The sequence below is a fragment of the Psychrobacillus faecigallinarum genome (genome assembly GCF_014836595.1).
GTDB lineage: Bacteria > Bacillota > Bacilli > Bacillales_A > Planococcaceae > Psychrobacillus > Psychrobacillus faecigallinarum.
Genome location: NZ_JACSQO010000003.1, coordinates 237,963 through 263,229, shown reverse-complemented (window position 1 = coordinate 263,229; position 25,267 = coordinate 237,963). Strand labels below are relative to the sequence as shown.

The 25,267-nt window shown below is 37.0% G+C and carries 19 protein-coding genes; 4 read left to right on the top strand and 15 right to left on the bottom strand.

Annotation, left to right across the window (positions count from 1 at the left end; translation table 11 throughout):
* The first annotated feature begins 58 nt into the window (after positions 1-58).
* Complete coding sequence (locus H9650_RS08830; protein WP_151111550.1) at positions 59-3,139, top strand: NHL repeat-containing protein; 3,081 nt, start codon at positions 59-61, stop codon at positions 3,137-3,139.
* A gap of 451 nt (positions 3,140-3,590) precedes the next feature.
* Here H9650_RS08830 and H9650_RS08825 read toward each other — a convergent pair whose 3' ends face one another.
* From H9650_RS08825 to H9650_RS08770, 12 genes are all read right to left on the bottom strand, one after another.
* Entirely contained in the window at positions 3,591-4,688 is a 1,098-nt protein-coding gene (locus H9650_RS08825) for an ABC transporter ATP-binding protein (RefSeq protein ID WP_144538485.1), read from the bottom strand.
* A 109-nt stretch (positions 4,689-4,797) separates the two neighbouring features.
* Positions 4,798-5,694 (bottom strand): PucR family transcriptional regulator, encoded by an 897-nt coding sequence (locus tag H9650_RS08820; RefSeq protein ID WP_151111548.1) that lies wholly within the window; start codon positions 5,692-5,694, stop codon positions 4,798-4,800.
* A 365-nt stretch (positions 5,695-6,059) separates the two neighbouring features.
* A complete protein-coding gene (locus H9650_RS08815; RefSeq protein WP_144538487.1) occupies positions 6,060-6,638 on the bottom strand; it encodes a TerD family protein in 579 nt (192 codons plus the stop codon).
* A gap of 40 nt (positions 6,639-6,678) precedes the next feature.
* Positions 6,679-7,755 carry a toxic anion resistance protein gene (locus H9650_RS08810; RefSeq protein ID WP_186318158.1) on the bottom strand — a complete coding sequence of 359 codons (1,077 nt, stop codon included), beginning with the start codon at positions 7,753-7,755 and terminating at the stop codon, positions 6,679-6,681.
* 18 nt (positions 7,756-7,773) lie between these two features.
* Entirely contained in the window at positions 7,774-9,387 is a 1,614-nt protein-coding gene (locus tag H9650_RS08805; protein WP_191697010.1) for a YceG family protein, read from the bottom strand.
* A 12-nt stretch (positions 9,388-9,399) separates the two neighbouring features.
* Entirely contained in the window at positions 9,400-10,218 is an 819-nt protein-coding gene (locus H9650_RS08800; RefSeq protein ID WP_191697009.1) for an HAD family hydrolase, read from the bottom strand.
* Positions 10,215-11,327, bottom strand: coding sequence for a cysteine protease StiP family protein (locus H9650_RS08795; protein ID WP_225215986.1), 1,113 nt, complete (start codon positions 11,325-11,327; stop codon positions 10,215-10,217). Before H9650_RS08795 ends, H9650_RS08800 begins: the two co-directional genes overlap by 4 nt.
* Positions 11,317-12,684 (bottom strand): phosphoribosyltransferase family protein, encoded by a 1,368-nt coding sequence (locus tag H9650_RS08790; protein WP_225215985.1) that lies wholly within the window; start codon positions 12,682-12,684, stop codon positions 11,317-11,319. The genes H9650_RS08795 and H9650_RS08790 overlap by 11 nt, the downstream gene beginning before the upstream one ends.
* On the bottom strand, positions 12,635-13,732 hold the full coding sequence (locus tag H9650_RS08785; protein ID WP_144538491.1) for an HpcH/HpaI aldolase/citrate lyase family protein: 1,098 nt from the start codon (positions 13,730-13,732) through the stop codon (positions 12,635-12,637). The genes H9650_RS08790 and H9650_RS08785 overlap by 50 nt, the downstream gene beginning before the upstream one ends.
* Positions 13,733-13,843: 111 nt before the next feature.
* Complete coding sequence (locus tag H9650_RS08780; protein WP_151111541.1) at positions 13,844-14,419, bottom strand: TerD family protein; 576 nt, start codon at positions 14,417-14,419, stop codon at positions 13,844-13,846.
* A 16-nt stretch (positions 14,420-14,435) separates the two neighbouring features.
* Positions 14,436-15,047, bottom strand: coding sequence for a TerD family protein (locus H9650_RS08775; protein WP_144538493.1), 612 nt, complete (start codon positions 15,045-15,047; stop codon positions 14,436-14,438).
* A 211-nt stretch (positions 15,048-15,258) separates the two neighbouring features.
* Entirely contained in the window at positions 15,259-16,428 is a 1,170-nt protein-coding gene (locus H9650_RS08770; protein WP_151111539.1) for a M20 family metallopeptidase, read from the bottom strand.
* A gap of 246 nt (positions 16,429-16,674) precedes the next feature.
* Between H9650_RS08770 and H9650_RS08765 the strand changes: the two genes are divergently transcribed.
* The gene (locus H9650_RS08765; protein WP_144538495.1) at positions 16,675-17,223 is read left to right on the top strand and encodes a YhcN/YlaJ family sporulation lipoprotein; all 549 of its coding nucleotides are present in this window, start codon (positions 16,675-16,677) and stop codon (positions 17,221-17,223) included.
* A gap of 43 nt (positions 17,224-17,266) precedes the next feature.
* On the opposite strand, the gene H9650_RS08760 is transcribed toward H9650_RS08765, so the two are convergent.
* Both H9650_RS08760 and H9650_RS08755 read right to left on the bottom strand, forming a co-directional pair.
* A complete protein-coding gene (locus H9650_RS08760; protein WP_154312364.1) occupies positions 17,267-18,790 on the bottom strand; it encodes a solute symporter family protein in 1,524 nt (507 codons plus the stop codon).
* Between the two features lie 2 nt (positions 18,791-18,792).
* Positions 18,793-19,125 carry a DUF485 domain-containing protein gene (locus H9650_RS08755; protein ID WP_144538589.1) on the bottom strand — a complete coding sequence of 111 codons (333 nt, stop codon included), beginning with the start codon at positions 19,123-19,125 and terminating at the stop codon, positions 18,793-18,795.
* Positions 19,126-19,573: 448 nt separating this feature from the next.
* Between H9650_RS08755 and H9650_RS08750 the strand changes: the two genes are divergently transcribed.
* Both H9650_RS08750 and H9650_RS08745 read left to right on the top strand, forming a co-directional pair.
* Positions 19,574-23,413, top strand: a complete 3,840-nt coding sequence (locus H9650_RS08750; RefSeq protein ID WP_191697008.1) for an AAA domain-containing protein — start codon at positions 19,574-19,576, stop codon at positions 23,411-23,413.
* Positions 23,413-24,171, top strand: a complete 759-nt coding sequence (locus H9650_RS08745; RefSeq protein ID WP_154311752.1) for a hypothetical protein — start codon at positions 23,413-23,415, stop codon at positions 24,169-24,171. Before H9650_RS08750 ends, H9650_RS08745 begins: the two co-directional genes overlap by 1 nt.
* Positions 24,172-24,430: 259 nt before the next feature.
* Here the strand turns inward: H9650_RS08745 and H9650_RS08740 are convergent, their stop codons facing one another.
* Positions 24,431-25,234 carry a S1C family serine protease gene (locus tag H9650_RS08740; protein ID WP_144538498.1) on the bottom strand — a complete coding sequence of 268 codons (804 nt, stop codon included), beginning with the start codon at positions 25,232-25,234 and terminating at the stop codon, positions 24,431-24,433.
* Positions 25,235-25,267 lie beyond the last annotated feature (33 nt).

The window sequence follows — 25,267 nt, the reverse complement described above, 5'->3', positions numbered from 1 at the left end:
GAATCCTAGAATCCTAGAATACTAGTGTTAAAAACTATAAATATGGGAGGAAGAATAAATGAAAAAGCTCTTGAAAATTATGATAACTACAGTGATTTGCACCAGTGTAGCACTAGGGAACTTTGCACCTCTATCCATATCTCATGCGGAGGAAGTGCCAATTGAGGTGCGAAACGCCGGATTTGAAGAGGCAAATAATGACCCGTCTACTATACCGGGCTGGTCAATGGAAAATAACAGTAGTACTCCAGCAACTATTATCAACACCATTTCTCACACAGGGCTTCACAGCCTACATTTTAAAGACGAATCAGACAAAGCAGGTAGTAGGATATTTAGTGACAGAGTATCAGTCATTCCAGGTAAATCCTATACTGCAAAGGTCATGACGAATGTGGTAAAGCAAACTCATAATATTGTGTATGAGGTGCACTATTACGACAAAGATAATAGAAAGCTCACAAACAATGTCAAAACAGAGTTATTCGGAAACTTACCTAAAAACAAGTGGGCAGAACTAAAAGTCTTCACTGAGGTTCCTATGAATGCAGCATATGCAAGATTAGCTTTCTACTCAGGAGGAATTAGCTTAACAGAAGCTTACTTTGACGACGTATCTTGGGAGCAAGCAGCGGAAGATATTCCTTTAGAAAGAGAATATGCTTCTCCAGTCGATTTAGGTGAAATGGTTAACGTGCAGCTAGGACAAGCAGCAGTCATTCAAAAAAACAGTCTCGGAGAAAATGAGGTATATTATCATTCTAACGGCCTTCCGGGCATCTTTTCTGTTTTAAATGCGGAGACAGGAGAGCTTAAATTTTCTAAAGTAATAGAAGGAACAGAAGCCTTATGGGCAATCACTGTCGGTTCCGATCAAAATGTGTATTTTGCAGGGACCGGGGATGGTAAGCTTTATCGATATTTACCCGAAGAGAAGAAAGTAGAAGAATTAGGGGTCAATCCATCTGATGACTGGGTATGGGATTTAGAAGGGACAACGGACGGGAAGATTTATGGATCTACTTATCCCCATGCAGGTGTATTTGAATACGACATAGAAAGCGGTGTTTTCCGTAACTTTGGTAGTGCGAAGGAAGGACAGCAATATGCCAGAGGTATTGGAGTAGATGACGAATCCATTTATGTTGGAGTAGGTACTAAAAAGCATTTGATAAAAATTGATAGATCAACAGGGGAAAAAGAAGAAATTATAATTGATGGTCACTCAGGTCTGGATGGAATGATAGAAAACATTTTTATCGTAAATGATAAGCTTTTTGTTTCTGCTGGATCGGTAACTATGCTAGTTCTAGATATAGAGAAGCACGAAGTGATTAATCAGTTTAGTTACAGCAATATGATTTCAGAACCTTCTCCACACGATAATAATTTAATTTACTTTAAGTTTGAAAAGAAATTGTATCAGTACGATTCTAGTAAAAATGAAACAAAAGAAATTGAAGGTATTCCTTTATTGCCTGACACAGTCCGAGTAAAAGATATGGCATGGATAACTTTAAGCAATGGAGAGACGGTTCTTGCAATGATTACGCAGTATGGCGAATATATATTATATGAGCCGGTCAATAATGAGATAACGTTTATTGACATGAATATTGCCTCTCAATCCGTAGAGATTCAGGCGCTAGAAGCTGGACAAGACGGCAAATTATATATGGGTGGCTACCAACGTGGACTAAGTATATACAACCCATTTACCAATGAAAGAGAAGTGAATATACCTTCCTTTGCCCAACCAGAAGGTATCGGCTTTCTAAACAACAAAGTATATTATGGAACTTATGTTGGGGCTATGATGTATAGCTATGATCCAAGCAAGGATATAGATTTAAATAGTAATCCTAAACTTGAATATGATATAACGGACCATCAAGATAGACCATTTACGATGACATCCGGAGATAATAAGCTATTTGTCGGTACGGTACCAGATTACGGTGTATTAGGTGGAGTTTTAGCCATATTTGATGAAAATACTGGTAAATGGTCACAATATAGAAATGTAGTAGAAGATCAAAGTATTATTGGATTAGCCTATAAGGACGGGAAACTATATGGTAGCACGTCCATTTGGGGTGGGCTAGGCTTGGACCCAAAAGCAAAAGAGGCTAAGATATTTGTTTGGGATGTAGCTACTTCACAAAAAATAGCAGAATTTACACCTACTATTCCTGGAATAGACGAAACTCCGAGAATGATTGGAGAAATCTCTATTGGGCCAGATGGTAACCTATGGGGCATAGTAGATGGGACGATATTTGCGATAGATCCAGAAACGCTGGAAGTTGTTAAGAGCAAAACCATTCATCCAAGCTTATATAATAGCAGTAAATGGCTACCTTACCGACTAGAATGGGCACCAGATGGAATGCTCTATACTACACTTTCCCGAAAGTTAGTTGCTATTGATCCAGAAACTCTGTCACGTAAAGTTATCGTAGATCGCTTTATAAATAATATGGCGGTAGGGATGAACGGAAGCATTTATTACGCACTAGGCAACAAGCTGCAAATGATTGCAGTACCCGAAACAGATGCAACGCTAAAATCTATTCTAATTGGTGGAAAAGCTATTTCTGATTTCTCGCCAGGAAAGAGCCGATATAGCTTACCGGAACTAGAAAGATCAAGCTTACAAGCTATAGCAAATCAAACAGAAGCTAAGGTAAATATAATTGATGAGGGAAAAGTTTCTACTATTACAGTCATTGCTACAGATGGTAAGTCAAAGAAAGTATATAGTATTCATTGGGAGCAGCAAGCAGAGAATCCGGAATATGCAATGGACGTGAGTGTAAAATTCCAGGATGAGAAAGGAAAGGAAATACACAAGCTAACAAAGGGAAAAAAGATTACTGCTGCCGTAGAGGTTGTTAACACTAGAAATAAAAATCAAGATATATTAGTGCTAATGGAATTAATAGATGAAAACGGAAAAGTAGTTGATCAAGACCAAAGCTCAAGAACAATCCCAAAAGGTAAAACGATGAAAATGTCCACAAAGCTTAAGTTGCCTAAAAACATTAAAGGCTATCAAGTAAAAGTAACTGCGTGGGAAGGGAAGAAGATAAAGGAGAATATGGTGCCGTTATCGGAAGAGTTTATCATTAAGGAATAAAGCCTCAAGGACATACACTAGGGGGAGAAAATAAAAAGTATAAGAAAATGCTGGAGCATAACTAGTCAATTAATGAAAAAACTTGAAATCGGTAACTTGATTTCACGTTTTTACTTCTTATTAAAGCTAGCTGATTTCTTGTAAGAAATCTCTCCATTCTAATTGTTTGAAAGAGGAGGCGGCGACTCTTGGGGGAGCAGCGCGAGCGTAAAAGCCTAAGCAGGAGCAAAGCGACGAGGAGATAGATGCCGTGCTCCCGGAAAGCGTCCGATGTAACGGAAAACAACTATAGGTAATTTGAATAGAAGCCCCGAAAACTTTTCCGGGTCGTAAAGTTTTCGAGGCTCTTTATTTTGAGGAGAGTTTTTTATAGATAATTGTTGTATAAGGGCAAGGGTCTACCTATTATAAAAGCCCACACCCCTTTAATGGGCTGTGGGCCAATTTTATTTTATCGAATACGACTTTCCGTTTCCTTGTCAAAGAAGTGTGCTTTTGACATATCAAATGTAAGTTGGATGTGTTGCCCAGTTTCTAAAAGTGAATCTGCATTGATACGAGCAACGTACTGCTGTTCTCCTAGAGTAGAATAAACCATGAACTCTGCTCCAGTTAACTCGCATACATCTACATGTGCATTTACAACAGATTCTGGTGTGCGAGTAAGATCCTCTGGATCAGCAGAAATATGTTCAGGGCGGATACCGAATATAACGTCCTTCCCATTGTAGCCTTGCCCATTTAACAGGGAAGCCTTTTCCGGAGATAATTTAATCTTATGCTCACCAGCAATAAAATAACCATCTTTTACGTGCCCTTGGAAGAAGTTCATAGCAGGTGACCCGATGAAGCCTCCAACAAATACATTTTCAGGATTTTCATAAACGTCTTTTGGCGTTCCAACCTGTTGAATGAGACCATCCTTCATAACTACTAAACGAGAAGCCATCGTCATTGCTTCCGTTTGGTCATGTGTAACGTAGACAGTAGTTGTTTTAAGACGGTGATGTAGCTTAATAATTTCAGCACGCATTTGGACACGTAATTTAGCATCTAGATTAGATAAAGGCTCATCCATCAGGAAGAGCTTTGCGTCACGAACAATTGCACGACCTAGTGCAACACGCTGGCGCTGTCCGCCTGACAGTGCTTTTGGCTTTCTGTTTAAAAGAGGCTCAAGTCCCAAAATATCTGCTGCATTTTTCACTCGCTTGTCGATATCTGCTTTTGGAAATTTTCTTAGCTTTAATCCGAAAGCCATATTATCATAGACAGACATATGTGGATAAAGAGCGTAGTTTTGGAAAACCATTGCGATGTCGCGGTCTTTAGGTGCAACATTATTCATTAGCTTACCCTCAATACGAAGCTCACCTTTAGAGATTTCTTCGAGTCCAGCAATCATACGAAGAGTTGTAGATTTACCACAGCCTGATGGACCAACAAGAACGATAAATTCCTTGTCCTGAACATGTAAATTAAAGTCTGAAACTGCAGTTGAAGTGTCATCGTAAATTTTAAAGATATTTTCAAGAACCATTTTTTCCATTAGTAATCCCCCTAAAATTGTTTTTACCTTTCTTTAAGATTACCAATAGGAAATAATGGTTGATATGGATGATATGCACAAGATTTAATGAAATATATTGTGCATGTTGTTATTCATAGTTTACGAGCAAGCTTGCGCAATATACAATAAGTGCCCCGTCAAAGTCACGGACTGATATACCTGTGATTTCTTGAAATTTAGATAGTCTATAATGAAGGGTGTTTCGGTGAATATGTAATTTTTTTGAAGTAATAGAGGCGTTAAAGCCATTTTCAAAAAAAGCTTGTACGGTTTGCAGTAACTCCGTATCGAATTCAATAGGGATGAGCACCTCTTGGTGAATGATTTGTCTTAAGCTATCGGACATTTCTTTTATTAAGATAGTCGGGAATATATTTTCAAGCGTATAAATTCTTCCTGGATAGTAATTTACGATACCGTTAGAGAACCATTCTCTTTCCAAAGTGTAACGTGAAGGGGTTTGTTCGTTTACAGTATTAAACTTTCCGACAAAGAGGTCTGCTTTTATGAAGAAATCACTTTCTAGAGCAAAGATAAAGGATGCAAGATCCTCTGTAGATTGAACATAAGTAGACTTTTGCTCAATAAGCAAGGCATTATCGTTGGAGATGAAAACCAGCTGTACAGCATCTTCAAAAAACAATTGGACTGCCTTAGTTAAATCTTCATTTAGAAAGTCACTATTCTTTACGACAAGTTGTATAATACGAATTTCAGTACCAGCTTCAATAGGGAGTTCACCAGATCCATGAAGGAAACGAATCCATTTTTCGGAAAGTGAATAATTAGTAGGAAACGTTAAATCGACTACTGTGTAGAAAGAAGAGAGTAGTGCATAATCCCGAGAAGATACTTCATCCTTATTGATTTGTATCCACTGATTATTAGGGGCATCATGAAAAGTAAGGAAATTGTTATCTTTATTATTAGGGTATTCCGAAAATAATTGATAGGAAGGGAAAATTACTGATAAATCTTTACGCATGTTTTAAACTCCTTTCTTTTGAATACCTCTATTGTCCACAACATAGAAGAGGAATAAAGTATTAACTGGTTTAAACTAAAGTCTTCAATTTTAGAATTTTCATCTTAATCTCATTTTATCAAACTAAGGAATAATAAGAAAATTACAAATACCTATATATATATCCCTACAAATAAGAAAAGAAAATCACATAATATTATTCGATCCATATTAGGTAATCCAAAAATAAAAAGGGCTTTAAACAAAAATCTCCCAAGTTTCAAATGAACTCGAGAGATTTCTTATATTATTCAGATGACTGGAGCGCTTATTTTGTGTTGATTCTAGACCAATCTTTCATGGTGCGATGCTATTTATTACATAGGTTAGTTGAGACCAAACTCTGTAATTAAAGAGGCTAATCCGCCGTGAAAACCGCTCCCAATTGCATTAAACTTCCATTCATTACCGTGTCTGTATATCTCCCCAACCACGAGAGCAGTTTCAATTGAAAAGTCTTCTCCCAAATCATATCGAACTATTTCTTCGTGTGTCTCGTCGTTTACAATTCGAATAAAGGCATTTGAAACCTGGCCAAAGTTCTGACTTCTCGTGTCTGCGTCATGGATGGTAACAGTGAAGACTACCCTATGCACAGCGCTTGGCACTTGTCGTAGGTTAACTAACAATTGTTCGTCGTCGCCATCACCATCACCTGTTCGATTATCCCCAGTATGAACAACGGAGCCGTCCTCGCTTTGAAGATTATTATAGAAGATGAAACTTTTGTCGCTAAGTGCTTTCCCATTTTGATCAACTAAGAAAGCAGAGGCATCTAAGTCAAAATCATGACCACCACTATAGCGATTAGTATCCCAACCCAATCCAACCATGATTTTTGTTAATCCAGGATTCGTTTTTGTAAGATCAATCTTTTGTCCTTTAGATAGGTTAATAACTGACATTCAAATTCCTCCTTAAAATTAGATAGTATTAGACAATTAGTTATTTCCTCTGACCGTCTTCATATTTCTTTTGTAGTTCCTCTAGTCGAAGACGACCTTGTTCCCTCATTTTGCGATTTTCTTCCTCAATTGCTTTTGTTTCGTTCATCCCTCGCATAATCGTATCCCACGTTTGCTCAATAGTTTCAATTTTAATGCTAGATTGACCAGACAGCTTAGCAATTTCTACACTCTGCTTAGAAATATCATTCGCATTTCTTAGCAGCATTTCGTTTGTGCGACGATCTAATTCACTCATGGATTGGGCGACCAGATTTTGTCTCTTTGCGGAAATAGCATTTATCAACCCGGTTTTAAATATAGGAATCGTTGTGACAAAGGCAGAGTTAATCTTTCCTATAAGCTTAGTGTTGCCACGTTGTAGCATTCTAATTTGAGGGGCAGACTGATATGCAACCTGTTTGGCCATTTCTAAGTCATAAATTCTTTGATCCAGCAATTCAATAGCATTTTGCAGGGAGTTCAATTCCATTAAAACAAGCTGATCTCCTTTTTCCGCCTTTTCCTGCAGGGTAGGGAGTTGCTGACGTAATTGGTTAACCTTTAATTCCCCTGCAACAATATATTTCTCTAGCTCCATAAAATAGTTGAAGTTTTTATCATAGAGGTCTTCTAACGTTTGGGTAGACGTTTTCATCTCTTTTTCATATTTCGTAATTTCAATGTAGACTTTGTCTATTTCTTTCCCCATTGTTTGATATTTGTTGAAGAGCTTTTCGATTAGCTTTTCACCCTTTTTGAATACTTTGGTTAAGAGTGATGGCTTTTCTACAAAGTCTTTTTTATCGAACTTATCCATAATTTTACCTAGCTGTTTTAAAAGCTCGCTGGATTCTTCCATACTACTAGATTTTATTGTATTTAAAATACGGCCCGTAAAAGCAGATATTTCATTGGCAGGTTCGCGACCAAACTCTAATAACTCCACCTGGTTTTTAGGGTCAATTTTCGCCACCAATTGTAAAACCTGAGGGTCTCTCTTCAATTGTGTTTTAAGTTCATTGCTTTCCTCTAAAAGTTGTTCTTTCTGTTCCAATTCTAATTTTTGCAGTTCCAAAATACTTCAGCCCCTATATCATCTAAATTTTTTGAAAATTTTACTTACAACATTTTGTTCCTTATAAGGTTCATTGAAGGATCTATCGTCCATCCAGTGCAAATCAAACATTCCTTCCTGGACCCACTTTTCGATATCCAAATGTCCTTGAGGATTTACTAAGATAATATCTAAACCAAGATAATGCATCATACATAAAGCGTTTGCATCTGCTCTACTCAACTCCGGTCCTTTTTCTTCGTTATATAAGAAGATAGTAGGGACGAATTGAGGATAATCGAATGTCTGAAACAAACGAATTACAAAATTAGGTAAATACATGGATTGAGAAAATGCATATAGCTGCAGTTCCTCAAATGATTCATTACCTTGGGGGATAAGAATTGGATCACGAACATGCTTAGCTATGGCTTCACCGATGGCTGTTTGTGTACCAGTTGGCAATTTACCATAAGACCACCAGTTAGAAGTTTTCATAATCTCTGGATTTAATGTTCCATCTGAACTTAAAGCATTGCGGTAATGGAACAAGGGATTTGTTTTCTGTTCCTTAGTGAATGGAAATTGACGAATTACATGGGTATCTTCCCGAGAGGTTAAGGAATGAACGTTGTTCCAAAAACGCTTTCGATTGCGGTCAATTCCCATGTATTTTGCAAAGACGACAGGAATAGTTACTAGCTGATTACTTACCTGAAAGTGAGGTCTAATCATGGCGCGCTCTTTGGCTATTAAAAATGCCTCATCCTCGGTAGTTTTTAGCCTTACGGAATTTATTGAATGTGATTTAAACTGAAAGGGCTTATATAGGCCGGAGTCATCGTGATGTAAGAGTTCATTTATCTCTTGAGTAGCCTTAAAGGCAACTGTACCAGCAATTTTAGGCATTTCACCTGGAAATTCACTTGGCTTACTTGCGATTTTTGGGAATTTAAAGGAATGCTCCTCATCTATTCCAAACATTTGCTTAGGCCAGGATTCATCACAGGGATTGAATATTACTATATGAAATCCATAAGCTGCTAAATATTTCAGAAACCATCTCTCGCTAGGGGTAGCATCACCGTACCAAAGGAAACCGGGTAGACCGGTTTTAAAATCTAGTTTTTCTAGAACAGGTTCGACATGATTGAATATCCATTTAATCATGTCAATCGTTATCCGTCGGTATTCATGATGCTGGGTCCCTTCGACGTAGTTGGATTGGAGCTGTTTTAATAAATCTATTAAGACAATTCTTATACGTCTATTTAAATCATTATCATTGAGCCTTGGTAGCAAGAAATGACCTTCTAAAAATGCAACCATTCGATTAGGGGAAAGTCCTTTTTCTTGTCGATGGATTTCAAAAAGTTGATTAATTGCACGTAGTTTATCAGATGAAATTTCTTTATTAAGAGAATTAGTAAGATTAATCAGCTTACCATCAGAATCATTGATTTGTGTATGCAGAATAGTAAAATATTCATCTTCATCTAAAGAGACACCAATAAATTGGCATAATAACTGGGGATACATCAGGCTATCTTGATCGATTGTAACTATACTTGGATCCTCTAAAGAGTTCTTTAGCCATTTCCCAATGTTAGATGAATCCCACGACTGCATCCTTATTGGATTTAACTTCACCATGGGTTTTACCTCCTATTCATACATATTATAACAAATTTCAGATACTTTTTTAATTATTTCTTCACCTGCCAATACACCAGTGTGATCGGTTATTTGAACGTGGGAGGGAAGGGCCCTATTATTTAAAATAACCTCCCCATGCTGTGGGATAAAGCCATAATCAGCACCCAAAACCATATCTAAATCTAACAAGGAATCGCCTGCTGCAATTACAATTTCTGCCTCTAAACGATCTGTCACAAACTCCAGTGCTAGCGATTTATTAATACAATTAGGCATTACGTATAATTTTCTCCCTTGTTTAGACAAGGTGAATCCTTGTTTGAAAAATAGTTGGGAAAGGTCTTCAAAATCCTCAACAGTAAACCTGCCTTCATCGATAATCATATATGCAAACCAGTTCTCTGCCTGTAAGGAGTTCAAGATGGAACCTCTTTGGATATAAGGTTCTATTTGTGAAAGAACGTGAGGAATTGATGTACAGTCTGCCTCAAGCTGCTCCTTTACTTTATCCGACCACTCAGGGATCGGCCTTCCGTTCTCTAATATTACGGCTCCATTGGAGACAATAGAATATGTCGGTTTTTCCTGTGGATTATATAATCCAAATAAACGTTCATATTGTTTATTGGTTCGAGTAGTAACCGGTAAAAATTCAATCGAGGAGGAAAGTTCCTTGAAAATTTCCAGCCCCTCCTTGGTCATAAATGCAGCGGGATTATTCTCGCGCCATTCGACTATAGCTAAATCATGTTCACTTATTTCGTGTCCTCTAGATTTTTTACTATATATAAGTGTACGGTCTAAATCGCTTGCAAATAGAATAGTCATATTAGTTCCTCCGATTCTATAAGACCGATAGCACGATAATAAAGGTCAGGAATTATTTCGATAGGTATATTTTTTTCTTGGCATAAGCTTAAAATATGCTTAACAGCTTCATCACTTTCATCTCTTAATAGAATTTTGTATGGCTTTCTCCTTAATAACGTTCTGGTAGTTTCTCCAACGCTAGGCTTCACTTTGGTTAGGTCAGAGTTTTTGTAATATTTATGTGCTATTTCCTGAGCTACCTGCATGCCTAACCATGTTCTTTCATTCTTAATAGGGAATTCTTTTGACCGCGTTAAGATAGCTTTCTCTTGAGCCAAAAAATGTGCAGAGATTTGATCTACGAAAGCATTTGATACATCTTCCTCCTCAAGATCAGCATAATACTTGGCCCCATGGTAATCTTCCCTCGACTGAAAAGAGTTATTTAAAATAGTTCTACTGATTAACCCAGATACTGTGGAATTTAAAAAAGCATTCGGTATAAGAATATCCTCTCTTGTACTATATAGAGCTGCACATCCCCCTGGATCGGAAAGGACTGCAAGGTCATCATTTAGATGTAGACCCTGCTGATTCAATTTTTGAATAGACTTGGTCAATTCTTTTTGAATAGCACCTTTTCCAGTCCAACCATCAACAAATTGCAAGTGATAATTAGGGTATAACTCACGAATTGTTTTAATAGCATTTTCGTCAATCCCTTTTCCTCTTAAAATGGACACACTAAAATGTGGCCAGTCTAAGTCTAAAAATGACCGGGCATATCTTCTCATTAAAATCCCTACTGGGCTTCCGGCACGCGCCAAAGAAACAATGACGACGTGATCCGTTTTGGCATATTTATGGACGCGTCTGGTGACAATGCCTACTAATTGAGCTATATAGCTGGAAAGTTGTAGCATAGCCTGATTGTATAAATGAAGATACTCTTCGGATGGGCGATATTCTATAGGTAAAGACTCAGAATAATGATGTCCTAAAGAAAATGCCTTTTCTCGAGTGTCTACATTGGATTCAATCTGAATTTTGGACATATCCTTTAAGAGAAAGGTTATATCTTCAGGCGAGTAGCTTGTTTTTACTAAATCGGCAGTTTTAAGCATCATTTATTCCACCTCTTTTAGTTGGAGCTGTAAGGGATAACCATGTAACGGGACCCTTGCTTTGTAAGTAGTTCAGTAACGGAGACCAGGTATCCTTGTTTTTAACAGACTCGGCCACCATTAAGATTTGTTCAAATTCATGCTCTGTAAGGTTATATAAGTATTGTTCAATATTGTTAGAGTCAGGCAATATAAATTTACACTTATTTTTAATAGGATAGTTTTCTTTATCTTTTGCAAAAATCGGGCTACGAGTCGTTGTTTGTATCTTAGTGTGTTTACCTAATGCGAGAGCAATACGACATGGAATATAAATATTTTCTCCTAAACCTATAACAAGCGTTGGCTTATTCCTATCAAGTTTCAGCGTATCAAGCAATTTATGTATCCAATCATTTATCGCTGCATGGTTTTCACTCGTAAGACCAAATCTACCAGTAAAATTGCTATAAATAGCATGCTCGCTAAAATAAGGAGCGGTATACTGAGAGGAAAAGTCATCTTCTAAAGGTAAATCGAAGTCTTCTCTACCTTTTAGGTAAGGTATGATATCCTCATGGATTATCTCTGTATTATGCAATGTGAATTGACCGGAGAGAATTGAAATTATTTCCGCATGAATCCCGTGCTTATTCATTAGGCTGTGAAAATTGTTTTTATTCTCAAGACTTCTCCAATCCAGAATAGATAAAATTTTAAATTGTTTTTTTGGGAACTTTTTATTTAAGGATATTATTAAGTTGGAAAGTGTGAGGCCAGAGGTTATCTCGTCATCAATCAGCACAATCGTCTCTGCTTCTTTTAACGAATTCTCAGAAGCGTATACTCGGTGAGAGGTAGCATGTGAGTGCTCTTCTTCAAAAACAAAAGAAGGGGTGAGATTGACGATATCTTCTCGCGTAGTATGAATATACTGCGCCTCCTCAAAATGATTAAAAACAGCATGACCTAATCCGGTGGCAGTTTCTGCGAAGCCTATAAAGACCGTATTTGTCGGTAATCTTACTTTATATTTTAAAGAGCTTAGGCTAAGTTCACGGTCAGGCTTCCCTGAATCAATCATATGAATAATATCCATTAACTGAGGATGAGAAGATAAACCTTCGTTCTCCATTAACATAGAAGCAAGAACTGTTCCCGTACCTAGTGAAAGGGAAGGGTCTACTGCCAAGTGCTTCCCGAGAAGGCGACTAATAAATAGAAATTGCCTCTTTTTATTTATTCTTACTCCCATTTCAAAAAGTTGCTCTGGTGAAAGGTTATACGGATTATTTTGAATCTCAATGGTTAGCTTTAAATTTCCATGTAAATTATAAGTTCTTGATGTAGCCGATAAAGTCGTGTGTGGTAACATTTTCATTTAGCACCCCATATATCTCTGCTTGCGCTAGTATTTTTATAGCCCAACTATAATGAGGCTTTACCTCATTCATTTTATTTTTAGTAGGGCTTCTTAAAACTCCATTAGTTACATATCGATTTCCTGCAATCATGCTAGCATCGTCAAAAGTTTCTTTAGAAACAGGATACACAGCGTTAACGATGTCTATTTGGTTTGGATGAATGCATGTTTTACCATAGAAACCATTCAAAAGGTCCAATTGCACCTCTTCAAATAAAATCTTCTCGCTTTTAGTATCAAAGTATTCAAATACTGGACCAGAAATTATAAAGTTATTATCATATCTGTTGAAAGTATTTAGAATTTCTGTCAAACAATCTACGATCAACTGTAGTTGGTAAACAGTTCGATTGTAAGGGCGTCTAAGGCTAAAGAGGCTAGAAAAATCTGTTGCTCCAACTCTAATCGTTAAGATTAGACGTTCATAATGCAGGAATATTGCATATAGCTTTTGGAGCTCCTCTTGTCGAGATTCTTTATAAATAATTTCTTTTGTTTCGATAATAGGTAGACCGTATAGCGAAAAGGATTTTTCTTTATTTAAAGATTCCAGGCATGAAAAGAAATCTGAAGCATTATTAGAATTACATTTAGGAAAGACAATACCAGTAATGAGTCCAAGACTGTTTCCCAACTCTCGAGAAAGCCTAAGTAACTGTTCTGTATTCCGAATTCTTAAAAATAGTAGGGGTAGGTTATTCTGTAAGCTTGAATGTTCCTCGATTGCTTCTGCCAACGTGCGTAACTGTTCCACTACATTATTTTCTGCTTCTATTAAATCGTTGTCTGAAATAGAATCCTCTAAACAAATAATTCCGCTAGTGAGATTTTCAAAAGAGTTCTCAACGAACTTTAAGGAGAAATTACTCATAAGGCCAGGGATATATAAAGTAGCTCCTAGTGCAATCCCCAATTTTAGCTTATCCGTCGTTTTCGAAAATTCGTTAGGGGGTATATGAAAAAAATTATTAATCTCATTTTCACTCAAACCCTTAAAATGTCTCATGGTAATCACTCCTTAAATGAAGAAGGGGCTATAGGTCACCCAAATTCTATGAAATTTACTTTTTGTAAAAAAAAAGCAAGGAAAAAGACCCTTGCTTTAGAAAAGATTTAACTAGTTTAAGCCAAAGTCAGAAACTAAAGCTCCTAACCCTCCTTGATAGCCGCTTCCAATTGCATTAAATTTCCATTCGTTATTGTGGCGATATAATTCACCTACAACGACAGCTGTTTCAATAGAGAAATCTTCTCCCAGGTCGTAACGGATAAGTTCTTCCTGAGTGTCCGCATTGACAATTCGTACATATGAATTATTTACTTGACCAAAATTTTGTCCTCTAGAGTCTGCATCATGAATAGTAATGCTAAATGCAATTTTTTCAATTGAGCTTGAGACCTTTGTCAGTTCAATGTTAACTTGCTCGTCATCGCCGTCGCCTTCACCAGTTCGATTATCTCCAGTATGAACTACTGCCCCATTACTACCTGAAGTATTATTATAAAAAATAAAATCAGCTTCAGAGTTGCATTTTCCACTACCGTTTAATAGGAAGACGGATGAGTCTAAGTCGAAATCGTTGCGACCGTCATATTTGTTAGTATCCCATCCTAGTCCAACAATAATATTTGTTAAGCCTGGATTAGTTTTGGTTAAGTCTACCTTTTGTCCTTTTGATAAATTAATAGCCATATTTATTTAACACTCCTTAAAAATATTTGTTTGCAATAGATGTAATATCAGAGTCGGTTGTTCCTTCTCCAATTGCAGAGAATTTCCACTCTTCTCCAGCGCGATACAGTTCACCTAGGAAAAGTGAAGTTTTTCCAGAATAATTGTCTGATAGATTATAGTGCACCAGTTCTTGTTTTGTATCATTGTCTACTAAACGAATAAATGCATTTTTAATCAAGCCAAAGTCTTGTTTACGTTGTTTTGCTTGATAAATATTAACGACAAACAATAGCTTATGAACGGAACTTGGAACCGTTTTAAGGTTTACGTTGATAATTTCATCGTCTCCATCCCCAGCTCCGGTACGGTTGTCACCGGTATGTACGACGCTTCCATTATTAGAACTTTTGTTTCCGAAATATATTAATTGTTGTTTAGACGAGAGCTTATTATTTTCATTTAAAAGCAGAACAGAAGCATCGCAGTCTATTGCAGCACCACTAGAACCTCCACCAAAAAGACCTCCTAAAAACCCACCACTCTTTTGACTGACAGGATCCCAGCCGAGTCCTACCATTACACTCTTTAAGGAAGATCTTCCTTTAGTAAGGTCGATCTTTTGTCCCTTTACTAGATTAATAGCCATTAATAAACAAACCTCCCTAATTTCTGAATTTAATTAATTTTACGTAATTAACGTTGGAAAAGTTTCATTAAATGGTAATTTTTTTAACATTACCCATTCTTTTATATTTTAACGTGTTGTATCGAAAATTGGAAATTTTAAAACTATTGAGCTGATCTGCTAAAAATTTATTTAAAAAAACTTTGCTTTAGGCAAAGTTTTTTACTTACATTTATTGTTCCTGGTAGCTAATAGCTGCTAGCCCCAAAGTTTTAGCTGCTGTTAGCATCGCCTTCTCGTTAAAGTCAAACTTTGGACTATGATGAGGATATACATCTCCATTGGGCATCGCTCCAGTAAAGAAAAATGTTCCTGGGATCTGTTCAAGGTAGTATCCATAATCTTCGCCAATCATTAAAAGATCAGATTCTACTACTTCTTTAACATCAGGAATCTGTCTAGCTATTAAGGAAAGATATTCTGTTTCTTCTTTATGGTTAATAACTGGAGGGTAACCTCTTTCGTATGTGAGCGTATAAGTGCAGTCAGCTGTCATACAAGTGCCTTCCAACACACGTCGTAACTCATTTTCCATTAAGTCTCTTACAATAGGTGTAAATGTTCTTATGGTCCCACTCAATTTTACGGAATCGGCTATAATGTTAAATGCATTGTCGGCCACAAATGAGCCGACAGAAAGGACAGCAGACTCCGTGGGATTAACTCTTCTAGAGACTATTTGCTGTAAATTTACTACTAGCTGAGAAGCAACTAGGATGGCGTCTTTCGTATCATGCGGATTAGCACCGTGACCACCGCGACCTTGAATTTTAATGATAAAACGATCAGCTGCAGCCATGATAGGACCAGAACGGTAGGCGACCGTACCAAGAGGTGTTTGAGACCACAAATGTGTACCAAAAATCACATCTACATTTTTTAAACAACCAGCCTCAATCATTGGCTTCGCTCCACCTGGAGCATATTCCTCCGCATGTTGATGTATAAATACATATTCTCCGCTAAGTTCTTCCTTTATCTCATTGAGTGTACGGGCAAGTATAAGTAAAGCAGCAGTGTGTCCATCATGACCACAGGCATGCATTACACCTGGAACGGTAGATTTGTATGGAACATCCTTTTCATCTTGAATAGGTAGAGCGTCAAAGTCGGCCCGTAGAGCAATAGTCTTTCCAGTCTTTGAGCCTTTAACTCTTGCCACGACACCATTTCCACCGATATTGGCATCGAAAGGTATACCAAGCTGTAAATAAAATTCTTGAATATATTTAGCAGTTTGTACTTCTTGAAAGGATACCTCAGGATGCATATGTAAATACCTTCTAATCGTTACCATGTCGTCGTAGCTAGCTTCTAAGCTTTCCAATAGAACAGTATTCATAACAACACCTCTTTTATATTTTTTTTTGCATAGTAAATAGATAAGTAATAACGCTGCTAAAAGAAAATTTTTAACTATATTATCAGTTTAGAAAAGGTTAGAATTCTTCATCTCTAAAAATTATAACAGATTATAACTTGTATATTTTAAATTATTTAAATAATCTATTTTTTTGTTTGGGTGTATATTGTGTAGATTAATTCACATCATACAACTGTAATAATTTATTGAAAAGGAGAAAATAAAATGATTAAAAAAATGAAAATATTAATTGCTATTCTTATAATCGGTTTTCTAACAGCCTGTGGAAATGATGATAAGAAGGATGACACAACAACCGATACAACGACAACAGATACAAACAAAGATGAGAATATGGATCCAAATGCAACTGTTGACACTGGTAATGACGGAGATATTGGAGATGAAAAAGGAAAAGATGTTTCCACTAATGGTGACCAAAAAGTTGATGTAGCAGATGATGTGGCAGCAAAAGTTGCGGAACTGGATGAAGTGGATGCGGCTCACGTATTAGTGACGGACACAAATGCGTATGTTGCAGTAAGGCTAAAGGACGGAGTGAAAGAGAGCGAGGATATAAAAACTCGTATTTCTGATAAAGCCAAAGAAGGTAAAGGTAATTTAACCTTTGAAAACGTATACGTTTCTTTAGATCCTGATTTTGTTGGTAAAATGGAAGAGTACGGAACAAAGATCAGAGAAGGTGAACCAGTAGAAGGGTTCTTTGATGAATTCCGTGATACAGTTGATCGTATATTTCCTGACGCACGTTAAGACAATAAAGAAAGGCGAAGAGTTTTATCTCTTCGCCTTTTCATTATTTTAAACCAATATTTGCTTTGACATCCACCTCGGCATATTTTTTCTGATCTGCCCTGGCACCAATCAAGGCACCTACAAATCCACCTAAAAAGCCCGCTGGTACTGAAATAATTGCGGGGTTAGTCAATGAGAAAAGAGCAGTGCCATTGAAAAGATGTGTGCCGTCTGTTCCCCATAGGTTTGGACTCAAAGAAACTAATACTAGAGCAGTTACCAGACCTGTAATAATCGCAGTCATAGCACCAGTAGTGTTAAATTTTTTCCAATAGATGGTGTAGATGATAACAGGTAAATTAGCACTCGCCGCAATACAGAAAGCAAGAGAAACTAGAAATGCTACGTTCATCGTCTGCGCACCTAAAGCTAGTATGATAGAAAGTACAGAAACTCCAACAGATGCAAGACGAGCGGCTTTCATTTGTTCTTTTTCTGTTGCTTTACCTTTTTTGATAATTTGTCCATAAATATCATGAGCAAATGCAGATGCCCCTGATAAAACAAGGCCTGCTACAACAGCAAGAATGGTTGCGAAGGCTACTGCAGACACGAAGGACATGAGAAAGTCTCCGCCAAGTGCTTTTGCTAGTAATGGCGCTGCCATGTTTCCTGCCGAGTTTGCTGCCATAATGTCACTAGCACCTACAAAATACGCAGCCCCGAAGCCTAAGAAAATAGTAAGCACATAGAAGATACCTACAATCCAAGTGGCATATACAACAGAAGAGCGAGCTGTCTTTGCATCTTTTACAGTGAAGAAGCGCATAAGGATATGCGGCAAGCCAGCAGTACCTAAAACTAAAGCAATCATCATAGAAATGGTATCCAAGCCATTCGTATATTTGACACCAGGATTTAAGTAATTTTCACCTTGCGCTGTAACCGTTTTCATTTCAGTGAACATTCCAAATATATTAAAGTTGAACTCCAATAATACTAAAAATGAAATGACAACCGTCCCAATCATTAACAGAACTGCTTTGATAATTTGTACCCAACTCGTAGCTGCCATTCCACCCCAAAGAACATAGATTGTCATCATAGTACCTACGATTAATACAGCAACCCAATAGTCAATGCCTAGTAATAATTGTATAAGTGCCCCTGCACCAACAAGCTGTGCAATCATATAAAACAAAACAATCGTAATTGTACTTATCGCTGCGGCCCCTCGAACTTTCTTTTGGTTGAAGCGTGCTGTAATCATATCTGCAAGCGTGTAGCGTCCAAGGTTTCGAAGTGGCTCGGCAACAATATAAAGAACTACTAAGTATGCTACTAAGTAACCTATACTGTAGAAGAAACCGTCAAATCCAAAGAGAGCAATAGCACCAGCGATCCCAAGAAACGATGCAGCGGAGAGGTAATCTCCAGCAATGGCTATACCGTTTTGCCAGCCAGTCAATCCTCCACCTGCTGTGTAAAATTCACTTGCAGAGTTTGTTCTTTTGGAGGCAATATATGTTACAAATAAGGTTAAAGCTACAATTCCTACAAAAAATATTAGACCAACTCCACTCATATTCATACATAGTCACCAGCCTTTTCTTTCTCAATTATTGCTTCAGCATCTTTATCAAATCCATTAGCTTTGCTCACGTAAATCATACATAAAGCCCAAGTCATTATGAACTGAGCGAGGGCAAACACCCAAACCCATGTAATATCTCCAATGGCTGGCTTATTCAATATCGTTGTATAAGAAGTCAGAATGGGTAAAGAAATATAAAATAGCAGAAAGAAAGCGGCGATAGGAATAATAAAGTTTCTTTTTTTCTTTTTTAAAGCTTTAAAATCCGGGCTTTGTGCGATAGCTTCATAGTTGTAAAGTGGTGGCTCAGTTCCACTTTTCTTCATTTTTTTAGAGTTTTTTTGAGGACTAGCAGGGTCTAATACACTTCCAGCTTTCTTTGGCATTTTCCTTCCTCCTATAACTTTATTAGTTTTCCGAATATTAAGTTAGAAAACTGTATATTTAATGATAGGGAAAAATAATCTAAATATCAATAAAAAATTCACAAAATTTACATTTTTCTAAAAATATATTTATATAATATTTAAAGCTTTAAATTTAATTGTTGCTCTAAAATTAGTTTATTAATTCCACCTTTCCTTGGAAAGGATTGAACCTCAGGTTATTGGGCATAGCGGTATTTTTGAGAAGGATTTATTTAAAATAATTTTTTACTAAAATGTTTATTTCTAAATATCACCAAATTAAATTGGTAAATGATAATTTAAGATTTCCTTAAAAAATGCTAACATATATAAGTTGGACTAAAAAAATAACCAAGGAGGTCTGTTCATGAGTAATGCTTCAACCCTAGAAAAAACAATGCGCTGCAACCTGATGATAACGAATAATGCTCGCAAAGGAATCCAGGAATGGTCAACTGATGAACATGACTTTTTTAATATACAAAGAGAGTTTCGTGTTTATATTGAGAAACGTCCAGTTAATAATCAAGGAAATATATCTATTACATTATATTTTGACAACATAGAGAATGTCGCACTTACAGAAAAACTTGGTGGAAAAGTAGCTGTAATGGACTGTGTGCTACAGAATAATGGTTTTTTGGCGACTGGATTCCATTTAAGAGGTGCTCGAGTTCCTATCCAAACGAATAGAAGACTACCGGTAAGCCTTACATTTGTCACCGGAAAAAATAATGGTGCAGGACTCCCTATACAACTACATACAAGAATAAGGGAGCTGCCTGTGGCAGAAGAACGCTCCGAATATGTTAAAAAGCGGATCTCGAGCTGGGAAGGCTATTTAAAAATACAGGAACGAAACGCCGATATTGCCGATATTACTGCTAGTTTTTCTAGAATTCAGTTTAATGAAGACTTTAGTAGAGTTTCTTTAATGGGCAGTGAAGTGAATGGGGACGAATGGAACAAAATAAAAGGTCTAAGTATTAGCTTTAAAGGTTATCAAAATGATATAGGTGATGTTCTAAAGGCAGACCGTGGCAAGAATATAATTGAGATAGAGCTAAGACCGAAATATAGAGAAATGGCAAGAAAAAATAGTTTACACCCTAAGATCAAGGAAGTGGTCTTTAGTAATTTTGCGACTTTAAGTCAAATACGTAGACTGCGAAAGGGTTTTGAAGACCTGCAAAATGGTTTGGCAGCAAATGCTAATCTTGAAAAAATTCTGTTTGAGGACCGCCCTACTATTAGGATTACAAATAAACAAAAGGAACTTGAATTTCATAACCGCCTAAATGAGTTTCAACAGGAAGCAGTTGTTGGGGCAATGTCAGCAGAGGATCTTTACGTGATACAAGGTCCTCCAGGGACGGGTAAAACAACAGTTATCTCCGAAATATGTCAGCAAAATGCTAAAGCAGGGCTTCGCACACTTGTAGCATCACAGTCCAACTTAGCAGTAGACAATGCTCTGAGTAGACTGCTTTCCAATAAAGAGATACGTATCTTGCGTTTTGGCCGAACGGAAAGTATAGAAGAGGAAGGGAAAAGATTTATAGAAGAAAATGTTGGCCAGTATTGGAAAGAGCAAACGCTAGCCACACTGAAGGCTGAACTAGAGAAACAAGCTTCTAAAGAGGAAACTCTAAAGCAACAACTAGCCGACATTTATTCAGAAGAGAAAAGTATTAAAGAAGAGCAACTACGCTTAGAGGAAGCTATCGAAAGAAAAGTCATAGCACAGGCTAAGCACGATGAACATAATAATGAAATAAGAAAGCTAAAAAAAGCATTGGTATTGTTAAAAAAGGAACGAGAAGAAATAGAGGCTTCCTTGCTACCTCTTCGTACTCGCTCGGAACAGCTGGCTGAAGAAATAGAAAAAATGGATAAATTCGTAGAAGAAAATCCAACTGCCCAAGAGGTAACTGAGCTAATAGGTCAGCTGACAAAAGAAATAGAAAATGCACATGAAAAAATCTTGTTTAAAGAGACAATGGATTCCTTACAGAGAACACAAAAAGAAATAGAAGAAACGAGAGAACAATATCACCTGCTCCATAAGAAATTGGGGGCTTTAGAAACTTTTAGGAAAGAAATTGAGACAATTCGTAAGGTTGATGAATTGAAAGAGAGAATGGAGCTTTGTGAAATTACACCTTCATCTCTTGTAAAACGACAGATAGAAGAACTAGATGTGTTGATTGAGAATATTAAATCTTCTGCGGATTGGCAAGATTTATATGCTCGATTGCGATCAGCAATCGAGTTTATCGAAAAACTGTTAAGAAAGTATAAGTTCCCTGTTGAAAATGTAAAAAATAATATGGGAAGAAGTGGAGTCGTATTTGATTCAACCTATACAGTGAAAGAGATTCATCAATTTATGAACCGACTGAAGCATATTATGACATCAGATGAGGATGAGCTTACTACTGAAAAATTAGCTATTTTACTTGAGGGCTTGTACGTTCGAGAAAAATACGTATTGAAGCAGCAAGCAAATGTACAATTTTCAAAAAACAATTCTATTTCTAAGTATCAAGCTATTAAAACACAAGTAGGTAGCGAATTGGACAATGCATTAATCATTCTACAAAAACAGACAAATACATTAATCGATATGGGATCAACTCAAAAGAATCGTCTTGCAATGTTAGAACAAAAAATTCAACAAACTTATAAAGATATAGAGATGTATGAAAATATTCCAATGTTAGCCATATTGAGTTCTAGCTTATCAGACATGGAGAAGAAGCGAGAAATACTTACCAGTACATTTGAAAAGATTTCATCCTATATGGAACAACTCGTTCATAAAAAGAGTGACTGGGAGAACATAAACACTCAAGTTATAGAGAAGGAAACAATTCTCCAAGAAAAAGAATTAGAAAGCAAGAAAGTGAATGCACAGGGCTTGGAGCAAGAAAGACATTTAAAGGCTTTGGATGAAATTATTCTACAAAATCCAGAAACGGCTTTAAAAAAATCTAAAGAAAAGATGGTAGAACTAGTCCAAGAGGCAGGAAAGCTTAAACAGCAATTGGATAGTCTGCCGGTTACACAAGCTCTTCAAGCCGAATGGTACTCCTTGCTACAGGATGCGAATGACCATGATTTAGAGGAAATCCGTAAATTATATGTCCGTCATGCAAATGTAATTGGTACAACTTGTGTAGCTTCGGCACGTAAGGAATTCATGGAAAACTACCCAACCTTCGATGTAGTGATTATTGACGAGGTTTCGAAAGCGACCCCGCCGGAATTGCTACTGCCTATGCTCAAGGGCAAGAAGATTATTCTAGTTGGCGACCATCATCAGCTACCACCACTTGTTGGGGAGGATACATTGGATGAGACTCTTCAGGCTATTTTGGAAGAGAGTGACAGCTTGGAAGAAAAAGAGGAATTGAAAAAGCTGTTGAAGGAGTCTCTATTCGAACGATTGTTCAAAAACCTGCCTAAAAGCAATAAAACCATGCTTGCCATTCAATATCGAATGCATGAGAGTATTATGGAAACCATTACTCCATTCTATGAAGAAGAAAATTACCGATTACAATGCGGTCTATCTGATTCAGATGCAATGCGCGATCATTTGCTGGATTCAAATATAGTTAAAAGAAAAGACCATCTTCTTTGGGTGGACATGCCTAATGAGAAGCGATACTTTGAAGAACGTATGAAAAACGGTAAGAGTCGCTTCAATCAGGCGGAGCTCGATTCCATTAGAAAAATTCTTATTGATTTGAATAAAGCAACAGAAACCGCTAAGGCAGAGGGAAAAATGGAGCAACATGAAAAGAAAAGCATAGGAGTCATTAGTTTTTATGGGGAACAGGTAAAAAGAATTGATCGTCTCATCCAACAGGAATTGAACTTAAAGCATTTAAATTTTAGAACAGGAACAGTCGATAAATTTCAAGGAATGGAAATGGACGTCATCATATTGAGTATGGTACGAAACAACCAAGATAAGAGTGGAGATATCGGGTTTGCCAACGATTACCGACGACTAAATGTAGCTTTATCAAGGGCTAGAGAGCTGTTAATCCTAGTCGGTAGTGTAGAAATGTTCACGAAACGGGCTAAACAAAAAAGCTCTAGAGAAATGTACGGCCGTCTGAAAAGAATTGTAAAAGAGAAGGAAGGCTTCCGTAATCCTGAAATGATCAATCAAGGGAGCCAAATAGGAGTTAAATGATGCAATCATTACAAAATCGTTTGAAGCAGGAAATTCAACAGAATTCAAAACTAAAAATAATGGAATCTTTTCTATGGTGTGTTCCAATTCATACAATTGAGGTTGAGTACAAACGTATTAAGCGTACGAAGATGGATGTCCTGATGAAAATAATGCTGATTTCCTTTCAAAAGACAGACATCACATCTTCTATGCAGCTTAGTGAGCTATTACTTGTAGAGAATTTATTCATCGATGATTTAATAGATGTCATGAAGAAATCAGGTTTGATAGAGAAGGAAGAGGATTCTATTTCTTTAACGAGCAAGGGAATCCAGCAGCTGGAAGAGGGGATCTTTGAAGAAGAGCAGGAACCTGGCACACAAAATATCCTGTATAGTCCTAGCCACGAAGCCTTTTTAAAAGGAGAGATTAAGCCTGCTTCTGAGGGCGAGGAGTTGCTTGAAGTATATAGATATGCGAAAGAAGAAAAAAAGAAACTACTATTAGAAGATAGGTTGTTATTAGAAGCGGTTGAAGAATCTAAAGTTGAAGTGACAGAAGGAGACGCTCCGCTGATTATCATTTCCGAGATTATTACATCTTCTGAATTGTATATTGATGACATCCCATGCTTAGAATACATCGTTTATAACGAAAGTGATGACCTATTCTTTGCAAGAGTATGGAACACGCTTACGGATCGGTGGGATGAAGTTCTAGAAGAACAGTTAAATGAAAAAGAACGATTGAACTGGAGAAAAAAATATTTGAACTAAAGAGAGAAGCTCACCTTATGTGGTGGGCTTCTCTTTTTGAATCAATTTCATAATTTCTATTTATGTAAAAACGAACAATAGAAAAATAATTAATGGTATCTATATATTTACAATGAATAAAGTATAATCGATTTCCACTTTAAGTGGATACCTTCCTCCGCGTGGGGAGCGATAAGCCATCATCGTCGCATTCGGGTCGTTTGCCTATGGTTAGGGATGGGATTTGCGAGATTAACTCACATAAAAATATTTTTTCACTTTATTTAGTTACCTTGTAATACTCATCTATAGGTATAAAAAGTCCGACTTTTCCATGCTCCTCGTGATTTAATGTAGCAAAAACTACACCAATTACTAGGCCATTTTCATTGAATACAGGACTTCCGCTATTACCTCTATAAACTGGTGCCTTCATCATCATGACCGGCACTTCCCAGTCAACTAATTGATAAGGTTCAATAAGCGTTCCTTCATTTGCAATACTTGTAAATCGAAGAGGGTTTCCAATGAATGTAATATGATCGTCTTTCTTAGCCGACATACTATCTGCCAAGTCTAAATATGGAAGACCAACTTCGTCAGGGATTTGTAAAACTGCTAAATCGATTTCAGGGAAAGTTTGGATAACTTCTGCTTTAAAACGGCCTGCCTCAGGGAAGCCAACTGTCACATTTTTATTTCCTTCTACTACATGATTATTTGTAATAATTTTTCCCTCACTTGAAACAGAAAAACCAGTACCTTTACTGTCATCTGTTAAAACAACTACAACAGCCTTTTTATCTGCCGAAACTTCATCTTGAGCTGAAAGGCGCGCAGATGTTTTTAAAAATTCAATTGCAGGAATGGAGTATATTTGAAAAATAAGACCAAAAGTATTCACGAATAATACAGCAGCCATTACGTAAAAGATCCATTTTGGAAAAGGACGCTTTCGAGTTGGATTATTTTTTTCTCTCGCAGCCTTTTGAAGAGCTTCGGCTTGAGCTTCTAAAACCAAGCGCTGCAATTCCTCATCATCTATGTCCTCTTCCCATTCTTCTCTTTTGCGACTATAAGGCATCTTTATTCACTTCCTCGCAACCAAGTATGTATT

Coding starts and splice junctions, on each gene's coding strand:
- H9650_RS08830 (WP_151111550.1), top strand. CDS start 59: ATGAAAAAGCTCTTGAAAATTATGATAACTACAGTGATTTGCACCAGT.
- H9650_RS08825 (WP_144538485.1), bottom strand. CDS start 4,688: ATGGAAAAAATGGTTCTTGAAAATATCTTTAAAATTTACGATGACACT.
- H9650_RS08820 (WP_151111548.1), bottom strand. CDS start 5,694: ATGCGTAAAGATTTATCAGTAATTTTCCCTTCCTATCAATTATTTTCG.
- H9650_RS08815 (WP_144538487.1), bottom strand. CDS start 6,638: ATGTCAGTTATTAACCTATCTAAAGGACAAAAGATTGATCTTACAAAA.
- H9650_RS08805 (WP_191697010.1), bottom strand. CDS start 9,387: ATGGTGAAGTTAAATCCAATAAGGATGCAGTCGTGGGATTCATCTAAC.
- H9650_RS08800 (WP_191697009.1), bottom strand. CDS start 10,218: ATGACTATTCTATTTGCAAGCGATTTAGACCGTACACTTATATATAGT.
- H9650_RS08795 (WP_225215986.1), bottom strand. CDS start 11,327: ATGATGCTTAAAACTGCCGATTTAGTAAAAACAAGCTACTCGCCTGAA.
- H9650_RS08790 (WP_225215985.1), bottom strand. CDS start 12,684: ATGAAAATGTTACCACACACGACTTTATCGGCTACATCAAGAACTTAT.
- H9650_RS08785 (WP_144538491.1), bottom strand. CDS start 13,732: ATGAGACATTTTAAGGGTTTGAGTGAAAATGAGATTAATAATTTTTTT.
- H9650_RS08780 (WP_151111541.1), bottom strand. CDS start 14,419: ATGGCTATTAATTTATCAAAAGGACAAAAGGTAGACTTAACCAAAACT.
- H9650_RS08775 (WP_144538493.1), bottom strand. CDS start 15,047: ATGGCTATTAATCTAGTAAAGGGACAAAAGATCGACCTTACTAAAGGA.
- H9650_RS08770 (WP_151111539.1), bottom strand. CDS start 16,428: ATGAATACTGTTCTATTGGAAAGCTTAGAAGCTAGCTACGACGACATG.
- H9650_RS08765 (WP_144538495.1), top strand. CDS start 16,675: ATGATTAAAAAAATGAAAATATTAATTGCTATTCTTATAATCGGTTTT.
- H9650_RS08760 (WP_154312364.1), bottom strand. CDS start 18,790: ATGAGTGGAGTTGGTCTAATATTTTTTGTAGGAATTGTAGCTTTAACC.
- H9650_RS08755 (WP_144538589.1), bottom strand. CDS start 19,125: ATGAAGAAAAGTGGAACTGAGCCACCACTTTACAACTATGAAGCTATC.
- H9650_RS08750 (WP_191697008.1), top strand. CDS start 19,574: ATGAGTAATGCTTCAACCCTAGAAAAAACAATGCGCTGCAACCTGATG.
- H9650_RS08745 (WP_154311752.1), top strand. CDS start 23,413: ATGCAATCATTACAAAATCGTTTGAAGCAGGAAATTCAACAGAATTCA.
- H9650_RS08740 (WP_144538498.1), bottom strand. CDS start 25,234: ATGCCTTATAGTCGCAAAAGAGAAGAATGGGAAGAGGACATAGATGAT.